Origin of the sequence: Sediminibacterium roseum (genome assembly GCF_009939005.1) — a bacterium.
Lineage (GTDB): Bacteria > Bacteroidota > Bacteroidia > Chitinophagales > Chitinophagaceae > Sediminibacterium > Sediminibacterium roseum.
Map to the genome: position 1 here is coordinate 437,808 of NZ_JAACJS010000011.1, position 16,389 is coordinate 454,196.

The 16,389-nt window shown below is 48.6% G+C and carries 12 protein-coding genes; 2 read left to right on the plus strand and 10 right to left on the minus strand.

What is annotated here, in order from left to right; genetic code table 11:
* Positions 1 to 14: 14 nt before the first annotated feature.
* Positions 15 to 896, minus strand: coding sequence for an AraC family transcriptional regulator (locus tag GWC95_RS07160; RefSeq protein WP_161818004.1), 882 nt, complete (start codon positions 894 to 896; stop codon positions 15 to 17).
* Positions 897 to 1,089: 193 nt separating this feature from the next.
* On the opposite strand from GWC95_RS07160, the gene GWC95_RS07165 reads away from it, so the two are divergent.
* Both GWC95_RS07165 and GWC95_RS07170 read left to right on the plus strand, forming a co-directional pair.
* Positions 1,090 to 1,293 (plus strand): hypothetical protein, encoded by a 204-nt coding sequence (locus tag GWC95_RS07165; RefSeq protein WP_161818005.1) that lies wholly within the window; start codon positions 1,090 to 1,092, stop codon positions 1,291 to 1,293.
* Positions 1,294 to 1,444: 151 nt separating this feature from the next.
* Positions 1,445 to 2,455, plus strand: a complete 1,011-nt coding sequence (locus tag GWC95_RS07170) for a LacI family DNA-binding transcriptional regulator (protein ID WP_161818006.1) — start codon at positions 1,445 to 1,447, stop codon at positions 2,453 to 2,455.
* 42 nt (positions 2,456 to 2,497) lie between these two features.
* Here GWC95_RS07170 and GWC95_RS07175 read toward each other — a convergent pair whose 3' ends face one another.
* The 9 genes from GWC95_RS07175 to GWC95_RS07215 form a co-directional block, all read right to left on the minus strand.
* The gene (locus tag GWC95_RS07175; RefSeq protein ID WP_161818007.1) at positions 2,498 to 4,243 is read right to left on the minus strand and encodes a cellulase family glycosylhydrolase; all 1,746 of its coding nucleotides are present in this window, start codon (positions 4,241 to 4,243) and stop codon (positions 2,498 to 2,500) included.
* A 141-nt stretch (positions 4,244 to 4,384) separates the two neighbouring features.
* Complete coding sequence (locus GWC95_RS07180) at positions 4,385 to 4,798, minus strand: DUF1003 domain-containing protein (RefSeq protein ID WP_161818008.1); 414 nt, start codon at positions 4,796 to 4,798, stop codon at positions 4,385 to 4,387.
* 22 nt (positions 4,799 to 4,820) lie between these two features.
* Positions 4,821 to 5,669: a hypothetical protein gene (locus GWC95_RS07185; protein ID WP_161818009.1), complete on the minus strand. Its 849-nt coding sequence runs from the start codon at positions 5,667 to 5,669 to the stop codon at positions 4,821 to 4,823.
* A gap of 174 nt (positions 5,670 to 5,843) precedes the next feature.
* A complete protein-coding gene (locus GWC95_RS07190; protein ID WP_161818010.1) occupies positions 5,844 to 6,977 on the minus strand; it encodes a glycoside hydrolase family 88/105 protein in 1,134 nt (377 codons plus the stop codon).
* Between the two features lie 25 nt (positions 6,978 to 7,002).
* Entirely contained in the window at positions 7,003 to 9,138 is a 2,136-nt protein-coding gene (locus GWC95_RS07195) for a hypothetical protein (RefSeq protein ID WP_161818011.1), read from the minus strand.
* A complete protein-coding gene (locus GWC95_RS07200) occupies positions 9,138 to 9,917 on the minus strand; it encodes a rhamnogalacturonan acetylesterase (protein WP_161818012.1) in 780 nt (259 codons plus the stop codon). Before GWC95_RS07200 ends, GWC95_RS07195 begins: the two co-directional genes overlap by 1 nt.
* Position 9,918: 1 nt before the next feature.
* Entirely contained in the window at positions 9,919 to 11,349 is a 1,431-nt protein-coding gene (locus tag GWC95_RS07205) for a glycoside hydrolase family 28 protein (protein ID WP_161818013.1), read from the minus strand.
* 201 nt (positions 11,350 to 11,550) lie between these two features.
* Positions 11,551 to 13,095, minus strand: coding sequence for a RagB/SusD family nutrient uptake outer membrane protein (locus GWC95_RS07210; protein ID WP_161818014.1), 1,545 nt, complete (start codon positions 13,093 to 13,095; stop codon positions 11,551 to 11,553).
* Positions 13,096 to 13,113: 18 nt separating this feature from the next.
* Complete coding sequence (locus GWC95_RS07215; protein WP_161818015.1) at positions 13,114 to 16,314, minus strand: SusC/RagA family TonB-linked outer membrane protein; 3,201 nt, start codon at positions 16,312 to 16,314, stop codon at positions 13,114 to 13,116.
* Between the last annotated feature and the right edge of the window lie 75 nt (positions 16,315 to 16,389).

The following is a 16,389-nucleotide window of genomic DNA, read 5'->3' on the forward strand; positions in this document are numbered from 1 at the left end:
TAATAAGCAATTGGTCAGTACCCGTGCACTTTTTTCCTGAATACCTCGGGTGTAACGCCTTCATATTTCTTAAAGAATTTTGAGAAATAGGAGTTGTCTGCAAAATTGAGTTCTGCCGCTATCCCGGCGATGGAAAGACCCGCATTGGTCAACAACCGTTTTGCTTCCAGTAAAACCCTGTCGCGTATGATCTCGCCCGCCGGGCGGCCGGTGACATCTTTACACAATGCATTGAGGTGATTGGGTGTGACGTACAAAAGCGAGGCATACTCTTTTGTAAGTTTCTTTTCTTTGTAGTGCTGGTCAACCAGCTTCCTGAAATTGTTCAGCAACACAGAATTGTAGGGCGCGGTTTTCGCTTTGTGATCCGGCTCCTGGCATCTCGCCAGCCTGATGAAAAGCCCGATGAGCAAAACACGCACCAGGTCGTCTGCATTTTCTTTTTTGTGATGCAGTTCTTCCAATATTTTCTCAAAGATCATTTCAATGCCTTCCCTTTCTTTCTTGGGCAGGTTGATCAACTGTTCTGTGGCTATCCCTGAAAAAAAAGCAAATTTTTCAAGATAGCGCGCATCGGTAACAAAAGACTGTATGAATCTTTCGGAAAAATTGATGATGTACCCTTCGGGATCGCCGGCAAAATTCCACGTGTGTACCTGGCCAGGGATCATAAAATAAACCTGTCCCGCCCGCACGCTGAATGGCACAAAATCGATCGAATGTTTGCCCGATCCGTTTTTGAAATACACCAGGTGGTAAAAAGAATGTTTGTGCGGGAAATACAGATCACGGTGCGTTTGGAGGTAATGGGTAAAGTGGTCGGCCATGATCTCAGCTGCAGGATTTGCATCTGCGAGATTACATATATCGTAAACCGGGAGTACCTGTTTTGACATCTGATCTTTTTGAAACACAAAATTACGCTGCAAACACCACCGGAACGGGTATTATTCAATCCATTTGTGGTACTTTTTACTGATTGAATGCATTGGCGGCGGCCGATCTATTCAAAAACGGGCAAATCCAATGGTAATATCACTTCGTATATAACCATGCGACGCTGATCTGAACCCGGCGTTCCTTTTGTTTATGCCCGATAAGAAGCCCAGGAAGAAATGGCTGCACAAACCTGCGCCCATCAGTGATGAAGCCTACGCCCAGCTTGAAAAACGATTTGGGGTTCCGCGTGCGGATATGGAAAAGATGGCAGCCGAGCTCAGGCTCGGCCGCCCGAAACTGGAAACCTATCTGGTCGTGCTGGCAGCAGAGGCAAAGCAGCGGAACGGGAGATGAGCCACGTTGGGCGTATCCGGATTTCGCTGCACCGTTTCGTAAGAATTATCCCGATTTTGTTCACGTTCAGGCCCGATATTTTCGTAAACTACGAAAACGTTTTCTGGTTTTTTTCGTAAAACCTGTAAATTGAACATCGTTTACGAAATGTATGCCAAACATCAACCTGAAAAGATTATCTGAAGAACTTGGGTTATCGATCTCCTCTGTATCGAAAGCGCTGCGCGACAGTTATGAGATCAGTGCAGAGACGAAGAAGCGTGTGTTGGCAATGGCCGAGAAACTCAACTACCAGCCCAACCCTTTTGCAAGCAGCCTGCGCAGGAAAAAGAGCATTACCATCGCCGTTGTGATTCCTGAGATCGCGAACAATTTTTTCGCCCTGGCGATCGATGGCATACAGATGGTGGCGCAGGAAAAAGGGTACCACGTGCTCACCTACCTTACGCACGAAAGTTTCCAGAACGAAGAATCTACCATCAAACACCTGCAGGGCGGCCGCGTGGATGGCGTACTGATCTCGCTTTGCCGCGATACAGACAGCACCAAACACCTCACTTCCCTGCACGAAACAGGGATCCCGCTCGTGTTCTTCGACCGCGTACCGGAAACAATGGAATGCCCTACGGTAACAACGGACGACTACGAAAGCGGTTTCAAGGCAACCGAACACCTCATCAAAGCGGGGTGTAAGAAGATCGCGTGTTTGTCGCTCTCCAGTTTGCTGTCGATCACACACAAACGTGTGCATGGCTACCAGGATGCGTTGAAGAAATACAACATGAAGGAAGATCCGAAACTCATCATCGAATGCACCAATAACAACCAGAGCAACCTGGAAGTGATCAAAAAATTGCTTGCAAAGAAGGATCGCCCGGATGGTATTTTTGCGACCGTTGAAAAACTTGCGATCTCCACTTACTATGTATGCAATGAAATGAAGTTGAAAATTCCGCAGCAACTGAAGGTGATCAGTTTCTCCAACCTGCGTACTGCATCACTGCTAAACCCATCCCTGTCAACGATAACACAACCTGCATTCGAGATCGGGAAAGAAAGCGCATCGTTGCTTTTCCGGATGATTGAAAAGAAAACATTTGGCAACAGGATCGACAAGATCGTTCTGAAAAGCAGCCTGATCGAGCGCAACAGCTCGCGTTGAACCCGGATCAACCGGTTTCAACAAACGATCTCAACTTCCCGTCTATTGTTTTGTGAATGAGAGATCTCTCAACACGAACCCTCCTTTACCAAATGTCAATTTCAAAAAGTTAACTCCTTTTTTTAGTTGAATGACGCCGGCTGATTCAACCTTCCTGAAATTCTTATCGGCACCTGTAACGGGCACAGCAGCGGTATCCGGCATTCCATTATCGTTTGACAGCAGGATGGATCCACCTTCTTCATTTGCGCCAACTGTATAAGCGATCCTGTATCTCCCGGCTTCCTTCACCTCGATGGTGTAATGCAGCCATTCGCCATCTTCGATACTGAACACATAAGGGCCGTCTTTGTCTTTCTGGATGTCGACGCCGTCGTTCCTGTAGGTGTTCCCTTTGTTGCCTACTGTATTTACGCCCGGTGTGTATTGGTAACGCGATGAATCGCGGTCGTAATAAGCTACGCGTTGGCTGCCCATGTCAAAATCAACTGCGGCAATGGTTGTAGTTGGTTTATCGATCACCAGTTTTTTAAATGGCTTTGTGCCTGAGCCCTGCACCTGCCTGAACATCGCATCCGTTACGTCGCGGTGGTAAATGTTATTCTGTATCCTGAGGTTCGACAAAAGTTCCTGCAATATCTTCCATGCTTCTTCTTCCGGGATTTTCGGCCCTTTGCCGGATGTGTAATCAAGAAACTTCTGGTATCCTTCGGGTTGTTTTATTTCCAGTGGATTGTTGATCCCCATCTTTTTACTCTGCCACCATGCCCAGCCGATGTCGTTTTTTTCTGCAAGACTGATCGCTTCCGTAAACCATGTGTTTGAATTCTCCCCTGATTCGCCCAGCCATAGCGGGATATTGAATTTATCGCGCAGTTCGAGAAAGCGGCTGATGGATCCTGTGTTGTTGAAGTTGCCGTACTTGTGAAAGCTCATCACCAGGTTATCGTCCCATGTTGGTGTGATGCCGTTGTAATTGTTTCCAAAGCCATTTCCCTCGATGATGATGATGTGTTTTTTATCAACCTCGCGGATCGCTTTTGTGATGTCGGTCATCAATTGCTGCAAAGGAACGTTCTTGGTTTCTGAAGTACCGCGTGTATCTTTCGGATCTTCAAACCCATAGTTCGGTTCGTTGATGATATCGTATCCGCCGATCCATTCTTCTTTGGCATAACGCGCCGCAAGTTTTTTCCAGAGCGCGATCATTTTTTCCCTGTTCGCCTCGCTTTGCCAAAGAAGGGGTTTTGATGGATCCCGGTCAGAAATCGGCAGGTCGTTTCCCTGGCCGCCGGGTGTTGCATGAAGATCGAGAATCAGGTAGATCTTATTTGCGGCGCACCATTTCAACAGGTCGTCGGTCATCTGGAACCCTTTTTCCAGCCATGTATTTTTCCCGGCCACGGGCTCTGCCTCTACGGGAAGTGTGTAGAGATTATAATGCATGGGCAAGCGGATCGAATTGAATCCCCATGCAGCCATTGAATCGATATCGGTTTTGGTGGTATGGTTCTGCAACCATTCGTTGTAGAATTGTTTTGTTTTTTCCTCTCCAACCAATTCTTTGATCTTTTCTTTGATCCTGTATTGCTGGCCGAGGTGCGACAGCCTGAACATGTATCCTTCCTGGAGCATCCATCCACCAATACCCATTCCGCGCAGGATCACTTTTTCGCCTTTACTGTTGACGATGATCTTTCCTTTTGCTTTCAGAAATCCCTGGGCATTGGACTGCAAAGCGAGCAGCAAAAAAAATGCAAAGATTGCGGACCCCGTTCTTGTTTTCATCGGATCATGTTTTAAGAAAAATAAAAAGACGCGTCAAGATACTTAACTATGCGCAACCAAACGCATCACCCGGGGGGAATATGGGTGAAATGCTTGTCTCCAAAGGAAGCGTTGGAAAGCCCGGGTGATTCGCTGAATCCTTTAGCGCGACTGTTTCATTTCGAGGAGCATCTCCATGATCTTGTCCAGTTTTTCGGTCTCGAGTTTGTTGAGATGCAGTTGCAATGCTTCGATCTCGAGTTTGGCTTCGGTATTTGTCTGGTAATCGTTGAGTGCCTGTTCACGGTCGCGTTCGTTCTGGCGGTTTTGCGACATCATGATGATGGGGGCTGCGTAAGCGGCTTGCGTGGAGAAGATCAGGTTGAGCAGGATGAATGGATATACGTCCCAATGCCGCATCCATCCCACAATATTCAGAAACATCCACGCGAGCACAATGATGGATTGCCAGATGATGAAGCGCCACGAGCCCATCCCGTTGGCCACACTGTCGGCAATCCGGTCGCCGAATGATAACGAGGCCTCGTGTTTCGCGTGCCAGTTTGTTTTTTGCATAAGTCAGTTTTTGGTTTGCAGTTTATTTCGCAGTTGGTTCCTTACCAAATGTAACGGTGTTCCACTTCTTTACCGGTTTTCCTTTTTTTCTTCCGCCGATGTTGGCCAGTGCATCGCTGCCGATCGAGACCCCGATGCCCCCGCCTCTTCCAAAGGACCCGAGCCCTATGCCACCGCCGATCGAAAAGCCACCGCCACCACCGCGTGAGCCTGCCTGCCCGGGAATGTCCTCCACCACAAACCCAATTGAAACCGTACGCCTGCTCAATGTATTTATTTCATTCACGTTGAGAAAAGAGCGCAAAGGTATCATCGCTTCGTATACCAGTACATTGGATGGATTGAGCCCGATGGCAAGTTCTATGCCTTCTGTGTTTGGTTTCCCGTAATCGAAATTCTCAGGCGTTTTTACCTGTTTGAACCCGAACAGCGAATAGTCGGCCACAGCATTGAGCGCAATGTGTTTGTCTTGCTGCAACTCCGGCCGGTCATTCAACATCTGTCCTTCCTTTTTCACACGATTTCCCGTAGGAAAGCTGATGCCTGCAGCGCCGGCCACTTCATTCACGCCATGACTGTTGATATAAACCGTGAGCCCGCCCCGGAGAATACGTTGGATCGCGTTTTCGTCGCGTGTGCTTAATTGTATGTAGAGATTGTTCCGGTCGCTGGAAAATCCATAACTGAAAAACTGCTTGTCATCGCCGAGTTGCAACGGGTTGCTCCAGTCGGCATCGCTCCCATCGATCGTTAACGAATCCTTTTGCCAGGGAACAGCCTGCACCAGCTCTTCCGATTTGCTTTGCCTGGAAGAACCGCAGGCAACAAGTATCGACGCAAGAAGGAACGAGAAAAGTATTTTTGTTTTCATGTCTTTGAAATTAGAACAAAAATACTTTCCCGGGACGAGTTTAAATAGTTAAAGCTTGTTTAAGGGAAGTGTGGAGGAGATCCGGCACCATCAGCCATTCATGGAAAGTTGTCTATAAAGCACATACGATCCTGTAAACAACAAGACCGTATGTGCATTGTTTCAATGGGATACCTACTTAAACTTATAAACCTCGCTACCCGCCAGCAAAAAACAACCCAGTCCGAAATCTTCAAAATCGGGTATTTTGTCGTAGGCAACGGGTTGACCGTCTTTCGGTTCTTTGCCCGTGGATTGAACATAGCCCAGTGCGCCATTTGGATGCACGCAATCTTTCAGCAGTGCGTTCCAGGCTTTGGCAATGGCGGGTGAATATGTCTTCTTATCAAGGATCCTGTTGTTGATGCCCCAGGCGAATCCGTAAGTGAACAAAGAAGTTCCGGTCAATTCTTTTCCGCCGAAATGATCCGGGTCTTTAAGGCTCACGTTCCAGAAACCATCTTCGCGCTGAAGCGGTAACAGGGCCCTGCATAATTCCTTGTAATCGGTAAGGTATTCGTTGTAATGCGGGTCTGTTTTTGGCAGCAGTTGCAGCACCCTTACCAATGCAGCAACCACCCAACCATCGCCCCTTGCCCAGTAACAGCCTTGTCCATTGGGTTCCTTGTACGCAGGGTACACGAAATCTTTGTCTCTCCACCAAAGGCCCGCCGCAGCGTCGTACAATCCATTTCCGCCGTGCTTGTATTTTGTATAGGCATACATTTCGTACATGCGGTGAAAATAGCTGGTGTCTTTGTAAACCACGCCCAGCCTTGTGTAAACAGGCAATGCCATTTGTATTGCATCGATCCAGCTCCAATCGTCGATCTTCTGAGTTGCCATCATGCTGTCGATCGACGCTTTGATGTTTTGGATGCGTTCTTCTTTCCTGTCCATCAGGTACAGGTCTATGTAGATCTGCCCGCAACACTGGTTGTCTGCGTTCCTTGTCTTCACACCGCCGCGTAAATTCCATTTGTGAAACTCGGCCCATTGCAAAGCGTAATCGATGTATCTTTTATCTGCGTCGATCGAATGCATGGCAAGCAAGCCTTCGTAATACACGGCGCGTGTCCAGATGTTGCTGGGGCGTTCGATGTTGGTGATGATGGTTTTGCCTGCGTCGGGCCATTTGTTCATGAAATAACCGTTCGCGAGCCGCATCGCTGCAAGTGTCTCTTTTTTGGAAGGCAGTTTCTGCGCAAACGAAGCGCCTGCACAAAGGATCATCGCGGTAGCAATGAAAAAAGAAAATAAACGTTTCATACGATCTGCATTTGCATTGGTGATATCAGAACATTTTTCGCAATCCTTCTGATCTTACTTTCCATCCCTTTGTTTTGGGGATACCGGGGTTTGGCACATCGCTCCCTTCATATCCGGCACACATCAATGCAACGGCGGCAAGTAACCCACCATTGCCAGGGAGATAGATCGTGAGGCGTTCGTCCTGGAAATTGTGCCCGTTGTTGAGGTATGTGTTTTTTTGAACAGGCATCAACAGTGCATCAACGGCCATGGCAGGCATTCCCAAACGGGTTGCAGTCATGGCAACCATGGGATAATCCCAGCCCCATGTATCTTTCCATCGCCAATTGTTCCAGACCCAGTTGAAAGTATTTTTCATCCTGGCGCTGTCCATCATCGGCGTGTAGGGCAGCATACCCCAGGCACCCAGTACAGATGGATGATCGCCGCGGTACTCCTCGTTGGTGTAAGAATCTGTTGCGCTTTCGGTGAAGAGGTATTTATCGCCCTGCACAGGAAGTGGCGACAGCCGCCGGATCACATCGTCCCATTTTTTGTTCCGCGGCAAGTGCAGGCGTTCCCTCCATTTCTGCGCAGTTTGCAGGGCCCAGTGCCAGTATACCAATTCATAGGTGGGGTTGAATGTTTCTTCTGCCCTGAACCTTTCCTGCGCGGGTATGACGCCTTTACCAAGAATGTATCTTCCTTTTGCGGGATCGTACCAGGCGTACGATGCCATGAAATCCGCGGTGGCAAAAACAAGATCACTGTATTTTTTTAACGTGGCCGCATCGTTTCGTTCGTGGTACACCTGTTCGGCAAAATAAATGAAATGGGGTTGTTGCCAGATCAAAAACGCGCCAACGGAAGAAGGGCTCTCCCTGCCATCGTTGTCGGTCATTTTTTGCCAGCGAACGCCTTCATAGCCCTGGCGCACAGCGATCTTTTTAGCTTCATTGTAAACTTTGCCGTACCAGGAAAGACTTTTTTCCATCCATTCAATCCTGCCCCACAATGCAAAATGAACCGCGTGCCACCAATGCATTTCAAGATGGGGTTTGCCGTACCAGCTGTTGTACGTGAGCCCGGTTTCCTGCGGGGGATAGTTGCCTGCGCATTGCAATTTTGTAAGATATTGCGAAAGGATGACCCTTCTTTCCAGTTCAAATGCTTTCGGATCGGTGCTTCCTTCAAAATCAACGGCAGCGCCGCTTTGCCAGAACTTCATCCAGTGCTGCCTGCTGTTGGATGCCGTTTCCCCAAACGATGGCAAAGACATTTTTACTTCGCGCGGTGAAAACGCGCACGACAACTCAAAAACATTTTCACGACCGGGTTGAACAAGGAAAACGTGTTTGCGTTGCTGCAGCACTTTTGCGTTGCCTTTCCATTGCAGCCTCACAAAATACGTTGTTGAGTCGAGCGTATGTTTGAATGTTCCGCCATTGGCAGACCTTATGAAAATGGAATTGTGTTTTTCTCCATTTGCGTAGTTAACACCTGCATCTTTGAATTCTCCATTCGGGTATGGGAAACGAATGGTTACTGCAATCCTGTTTTGTTTCAACAAGGCTGAGACGATCCTGAAGGAAACAAGATCCTGCTGCTGGTGGCAATACGTAAACACCTCTACCGGCGTTCCATTAACAGTGAACGAAGAATGAATTTCGCCTGTCCATTGGTTTAATGTTTGCTGTATGTTCCCGATATCGCTGATACCGGCGATGGTGCCATCGGCTTTCCTGATCTCCATCCCGATGTTCCCGAGCTGCAGGCGGTGCGGGTTTACGCGGAACCAGTTCACTGCATTCCTGTTTCTTTCCGGTTCCTTGATCTGTGTTGCATAAGGAACATAACGGCCATTCAATTGATAAGATCTCAAGGTTTCATTAAAACGGTAATGCGCAGTGTCGGTAAAACTGTGCCAGCCCCATTCGCTCTGCGTGCCTAAGGGAACTCCTTTTGCATAGGCTTCCGGAAAACTCTGCATTCCTGTAATGTCTGCTGTATAGGCAAAACTTCCATTGCCAACAGATAAAGAGGACAGCGAATCAAATTTTGTGTTGACCACATGGTGTCTTTCCACCAATGCCTTCCGGTTGATGGGTTGCGCAAACAGGGTTTGAGAAAAACAAACCAGCAACACAACCACGATATTTTTCTTTTGAAGGATGCGCATCAGCGTAGCAGGAATTTTTTCAGGTCACATCTGGAAAGTTGTTTAATGCCGGCCACCACCTGTTCAGCGTTAAAGGTTGCGCCTTCTTTGTTGGTATGGGTCCTGTCTCCTTTTGTTGGAAAGTATGCATTTACCCGGAGCGAATCCATTTTATCGTACGCAGCTGCGACCAGGTCCTGCAGGTCTATTAAGCAGGAACCTGTCTCTTCTGCCAACTGCCTGGCCCAAACCGCGTAATCACTGCGGACGATCCTGTCGTTCTTCCTGTTTGCACGGGGAACAGGCGAGCAGATCACGGGTATTGCTCCTTTTTCTTTTGTTTCCCGGATGTATCTGCGCATGTACCATCCATAGGAATACACCGTTTCGTTGGTCTTGCGGATGGGATTGTATGTTTCAGCGCTGTCGCTTCCGATGCCTTTGATCGTTCCCCTTGCACGCGCGGTATCATCAAGCGGGCCGCTGTCGTTGTGGCCGAATTGCATGATCACATAGTCACCACTTTTCAATGTTTTCAGGATCGCGTCCCATCTTCCATCGGTAATAAATGTGCGGCTGCTTCGTCCGCCGATCGCGTGGTTGCGTATGCTGATGCGTGTAGTATCAAAATAACCCGCGATCAACGAACCCCATCCCCATTGCAGGTTGGCGCCGGTGCCATCCCCGTTTTTTACAGTAGAATCACCGATGATGTAAAGCGTGGGTTTACTGTCTGGGAGCCTGAATGCAAAAAAAAGGAGCACGCACCCGGCAACAACCATACGCAACAATGTTTTCATACTATTGTTTTAATCGTTCTTCGATCTCTCTCGCTGCAGGTTTTGCAACCGGTTTGTTTTTATGTATCCCGAATACAACATTACTGAATTTCCATCCTTTGGTAAACTCCATCGATCCCAACTGGTCACCGGTAAAAGTGGAATTGCTGAACACGAAATTGGCAAGATAGGATTGCTCAAGACCGGAAGCCGTAAAAATGTTCTGTGCGTTGGTAACGGTAAGACCGGTTACGTACACGTCTTTCGCATGCGGAATGCCTTTTTCTGCCGGCTCCACTTTGTTCAGCATTGCTTTCCAATGTGCGGGCACGTCTTCGTACTTGTATCCTTTGGGCAGTTCTGAATAACTGTAAGCGGGGTTCCAGTTCAATGTAAAACTGAATACGTTTTTCAACGAGTCCATTTTGCAGTTCTGAAAATAAATGTCTTCGATGGTTCCACCGCGTGTGGTGGCTGATTTAATGCGGAGGCCATTGTCCGTATGTTCGGCAGTAAGGTCTGTTGCGAGCACGTGTCTTATCCCGCCCGAGGTTTCGCTGCCGAGTGTGATAAGGCCGGCGCCCCGGCGTGCAAGACATTTGCGTATCACTACATATTCTGTTGGTTTGTTCACACGGAGGCCGTCCCAGTCGCGCCCGGCTTTCAAACAGAAATTGTCATCGTTGCAATCGATGTCGCAATTTTCAACAAGCACCCAGGAAGAAGAATCAACATCGATGCCATCTGTGCTTGGCCCGTGGCCGTCTTCGTTGTTCCTGATCACCACACCATCTACGGTGATGTGATCGGAATACAACAACTGTACGGTCCAGAATCCTGCATTTTTAAAGGTCAGGTTTTTGATACTGATGTCTGATGAATGCTGCACCAGCAAGGTGCGCACGCGTTTGGCATCGTAATCAACGATCCAGCGAAGGCCTTTGGCGTCGTAGGCTTTGCGCATTGTCCAGTATTTATCCCAACAGAACTTCCCCCTTGCGTTCACGGTTCCGTTACCGGATACGGTTGCGTTTTTTGCGTTGATGATGTTGATCAGGGCCGCGGGCCATTTCATTTCAATGCCGGCTATACGCGTATCTATTTCGGGATAATCATCAAAATTCTGGGAGCCCAGGATCAGGACATCCTTATCGATGCGCAGGTTCACTTTGTCTTTTAAGAAGATGGCGCCACTCACGTAGGTTCCAGGTTTGAGTGTAACGGTTCCGCCTCCTTTTGCTGCGCAGAGATCGATCGCTTTCTGGATGGCCGCGGAGCTCAGCGTTTGTCCATCGTTCACGGCACCATAATCGTTTGCAGAAAATATCCTGGCCGGTATGGCAAATGGCCTTGCACCTACTTTTGCAATCCAGTCGGGTTTGGTATGTTGCGCAGTTAGTATGGATACGGTGAAGATCGCAACCAGCGTTGCAAGTGCATTTTTCCTGTTCATTACGGGCAAGCGGTTTAGGATTACAATCTAGGCGTTTCGCGGTTTTATCCATCCTGCCGCATCCTGATTATCAGAGGGTGCAGCGAAGAGTATTTGAAACACTTTCTGTAAGAGCGTTAACACCGCGCCATTCCAAAAAACAAAACCGGCTGAAAGCCGGTTTGTTTGCTTGATGCCTGTATAAAAACAACGATTGCCTGTTTATTGGTAGCCCGGGTTCTGTGTATACAATCCCGGGGCCGCATCCATCTGCGATTGTGGTACCGGGTAGATCACTGAGTTTGCCGTTGCCTGGTTCATTTTTTTCAATGCTGCATCTTCTGTTGCGATCCATGCATTCATGATCGTTACCAGGTTTCCGCTGCGTTGCAGGTCGAACCAGCGTGAGCCCTCCGCCGCAAATTCCCTTCTGCGCTCATCGAGCAGCTGGGCCTTGGTTACGCCGGCGATCGGCAGCAGGCCGGCCCTTGAACGTACCTGGTTCGCTACAGCATCAACATCCGTTGCCTGGTTGCCTGCTGCACCATTAAGTACACATTCGGCTTTCAACAACAGCACATCTGTGTAACGAACTGCGATGAAGTTGATTCCCCAGTCGAAGCGGCTGGCCGGGATTTTTGTTGTATCCAGGTATTTCCTGAAGAAAGGATTCGCATCTGTTGTTCCGGTAAACGTGAAAGCGGTGGTGTGGATGGTTGGCGATTTACGTGCATCGTTGGTTGCATATGCATTCACCAGGTTGGTTGATACCGATGGCACTCCCAATGCACCATTCGCCGGTGTATTACCAGTGGGCAGTGAACTGAAATAACTGTTCGGAACCAGTTGCCATGGAAAATCTGTGCCCAGTACGGGATTCAATCCTGTGAGAAACATGATGCTGAACACAGATTCCTTGTTTGTGGTTGGATTCTGGTTTGTATAAGAAAAGATGTTTGCAAAGTTCGGGTTGAAGGTATAAGCGCCACTTCCGATGATGTCGGTGAGCAATGTAGCCGCCTGGTTCCATTCATTCAATCCAAGACCGGGCCCTTCGATGCCATAGTTGGGACCGGAGCGCGCCATGTAAACCTGTGCCAGCACAGCTTCCGCTGCGTATTTGGTTGCGCGCCCCACATCTGTTGCAGAATAACTCGGGAACGTTCCGGAGTAATTTGCCGGGAGGTTTGCAACGGCAAACTGGAGATCGGCAATGATCAGTGCATACACTTCGGCAACCGTACCGCGTTTGATGGTTCTTGCTTCTGCATCAGATACTACGTGGTCTATCACCGGAACCTTTCCATAATAACGTACAAGGTCGAAATAGAAAAAAGCACGAAGGAATTTTGCTTCCGCTGTCAATCGGTTGGCAAGTGCCGCTGAGCCAACAAACGCTGCATTTTTGGCAACCTGCTCGATAACAACGTTTGCTTTGAATATACCGTTGAAATCTGCGGTCCATGCTTCTTCCACATAGGTATTCGAGGCGATGCCCGGCGCGAAATTGTTGATGGGATCTGGATCGCGGCCCACTGTATTGGTCGGATAAATATTGTCTGACCTGATCTCCGAAAGAAACATCAACCTGCTCGGGTAATTGCGCAACGAGTTATACACGGCGTTGATGGCCTGTATGAAATCGCTCGGCTGCTGGTAGAAGGTTACGGTTGTTGCGGTGGAAAGCGGAACCTGCTGCAGTTCTTTTGCGCAAGAAGCCAACAACACCGTGCCTGCAATGAATAGTATGGAAAATATCTTTTTCATGTATCGTGATTTGCTGGATTAGAAAGTGATGTTTAAACCGATGATGAACGATTTTGCGAGTGGCATCCCACCATAATCACCCGACTCAGGATAAGCGCTGTTTGAGCTCACTGCCGTGTTCGCCGCTTCCGGGTTTAAACCGTTGATGTATTTATCGTGTCCAAAAAAGTTTTCCAATGTGAGGTAAAGACGCGCCCCCTGTACAAAACGCATTTTCAAACCATCTTTGAGGTTGTACCCGAGCGTAATGTTCCTCACCCGTATGTAATCAGACGAATACAACCAATCCGTTGCCGCTGTGATCGGTGAATTGTAGGTTGAATACGCTTTACCAAATCTTCCTTCGCCCTGGTCGGTTGGCGATTTCCACCTGTTCACGAAAGATGCAGGGTGGTTATCTGATCTGCCCTGCCCCGGTCGCGTGATCGCCCTTCCCAACTGCGAGTAAATAGATCCGCCTGTTTGTCCCTGTACAAGTACATTCAGGTCGAACCCTTTGTAACGGAACGTATTCGTTATGCCGTAAGTATAATCGGGATTGGGATGACCTACGATCTGTTTGTCTGCTTCTGTGATCACGCCATCACCATTGTAGTCTTCAAACTTGAAATCGCCTTCTGCCTGCCCGCTCCCGTATTTTGCAACACCGCTGGCGAGATCTTTGGCAGAGAGGAAACCGATCACTTTCAAAACATAAATGCTGTTCAGCTGTTCGCCCACTTTCAGGATCTGGTCAGACACGGTAAATCCGTTTGGAATGATGATCTGTGTTTGTCCGGGCCCGAGCGCCACGATCCTGTTTTTGTTGTGTGTGATGTTTACGGAAGTGCTCCATTCAAATTTTCCTGTTGTATTTTTTGAAGTCAGGGTCAGTTCCTGCCCGATGTTCCGCACCGATCCGATGTTGTTAAGTGAAGATGCAAAACCGGTTACGGCCAGTACTGGTACATTCAGCAGGAGATCCGAATTGAGCTTGTTGTAATATTCGATCGAACCGGTGATGCGGTTGTTCAGCAAACCGAAATCCAGACCGATGTCGTAGGTCTTTGATTTCTCCCATTTGAGATCAGGATTCGCGATCACGTTTGGCGCCTGGCCTATCACTGCACCCGGCGTGGTTCCCGTGATGTATCCTGCAGAACCGATGGTTGAAATAGAAGCGTAATCGTTTCCAAGGTTGTTGTTGCCATTCACACCATAACTCGCGCGCAGTTTCAGGTAGCTGAATACACGTGCATTTTTCATGAACGCTTCTTTGCTGATGACCCATGCGGCGGACAGGGAAGGGAAAACCCCGTATTGACTGTTGGCACCGAAACGCGATGAACCATCGCGGCGGATGCTGGCAGACAATAAATATTTATCCTGGAACCCGTATTGCAAACGGCTGAAGGCAGATAACAAAACACTTTGTGAGGAAGTTGTATTTCCCGTAACGGCCGCCGCTGCATTCAATGTTTGTATCACTGCGCTTGTAAATCCACCATTCGAACTCATCGTAACCCTGTCGAGGCGGTCAAAGTTGTAGGAATAACCCACCAGAACATTCAGGCTGTGGTCTGTTGCAAAAGTGTTGCTGTAGGTAAGGGTGTTCTCGTTTACAAAGGTTTGCCTGCGGTAGCTGTTGTAGCTGCCGGATGTTGCAGCGAGCAGGTTGTTTGCACCGGTAAAGGTTCGCGCAGCAAGTGTTCCTGCGGTGAGGTAAGACGTATATCCATTTGAAATATTATCCGTGTTGTCGAGGTTAACGGAACTTCTGAAGCTCAACCCTTTTACAACCTGCAACTCGCCGTACAAGGAAGCGACGGTGCGGTACCGCTTGGTGGTACCAACATTGGTTGTCAATTTTCCGAGTGGTGAGTTGGTGGTACTGCTCCATACGTACTGGCCATTTTTTCCATAGTTGGGATAAAGCCCCATGGTATCTTCCTGTACCGGTGCAAGGCTCAGTGCCTGGTGAAAGATCGCGTCTTTTCCATCGATACCAGGGTCTTGCGTGATCGAATAAGTGGGTGCAACGTTCAAACCAAATTTCAATCTTTTGGAAGCATTGAGTTCGATGTTCGCACGCATTGAGTACGCTTTGTATCCTACACCGATCACAAAGCTTTCCTGGTTGGCATAATTTCCTGAAACGAAATAACGCACCGCATCTGTTCCGCCACTGGCAGAGATCTCGTAGTTCTGCATCTTTCCTTTTCTTTCGATCGCGTCCTGCCAATCGATGAACGCAAGGCCGGGATGTCCGGGCATTGTCCAGCGCGGATCAAGAATGTAGTTTGCATCAAAAGCGCCGCCGTTCCTTGCCAGGCGCTGCGCCTGGTTATCGTTAATGGTTGCGCCTGCCGACCCGTATTTGGCAAGGTATTGCGCGTTGATGATTTCTGTGGCGTGTTCGATCCACTGGTCGCCATTCATCATCTCCAGTTTTTTTGCCGCCTGGTTGTATCCTGCATAGGTGTTGAAGTTCAAAGACATTTTACCGATCTTACCGCGTTTCGTCGTAATCAACACAACGCCATTGGATGCACGCGAACCGTAGATAGCGGCTGCAGCAGCATCTTTCAGGACCTCGATGCTTTCAATATCGTTTGGATTGATGTTGTCGAGCGGATTGCCGGTAGAGAAGGAACCGTTGGTCGTGTTGCTTGAATTGACAGAGAGCGGGAATCCATCCAGCACATACAGTGGTTCATTACCGCCGCTGATAGATCCCGAGCCGCGCACCTGTATACTGAAGGCTTTCCCGGGAACGCCCGTGTTTTGTTTTACCGTAACGCCGGCAAGCTGCCCTACCAATGCCTGGTCAACACGCGTGATCGCCCTTTCTTCGAGGTTCTCGTTTTTGAGCGTGCTCACAGCACCTGTCACACTTCCTCTTTTTTGCGTACCATAACCAACCACAACCACTTCATCGAGTTGTTTTTCGGCCCTTGAAAGAGATACGGTAACCGTGTTGCCCGTTGCTGCCACCGTTTTTGTACCGAAGTTCACGTGTTCAAAAACAAGGCTGACATTCGCACCCGTTGCGTTGATGGAGAAAGAGCCGTCGCCGGCTGTGGTGGTTTTGGAAGTGGTTCCTTTTACGGAGACAGTTACATCGGGGATACCGGCGCCGGATTCATCCGTCACCTTTCCCTTTACCTGTCTTTGCTGGGCGAGCAGCGCAAACGGAAGTACAATAAAGAGTACTACAAACAGTAGTGCATTTCTTTTCATATGGCAGCGTTAAGGTTAAAAATCAAGACAAATTATTTTGATTTTAACCAACAATCATCCTGCACCATCCTGTTA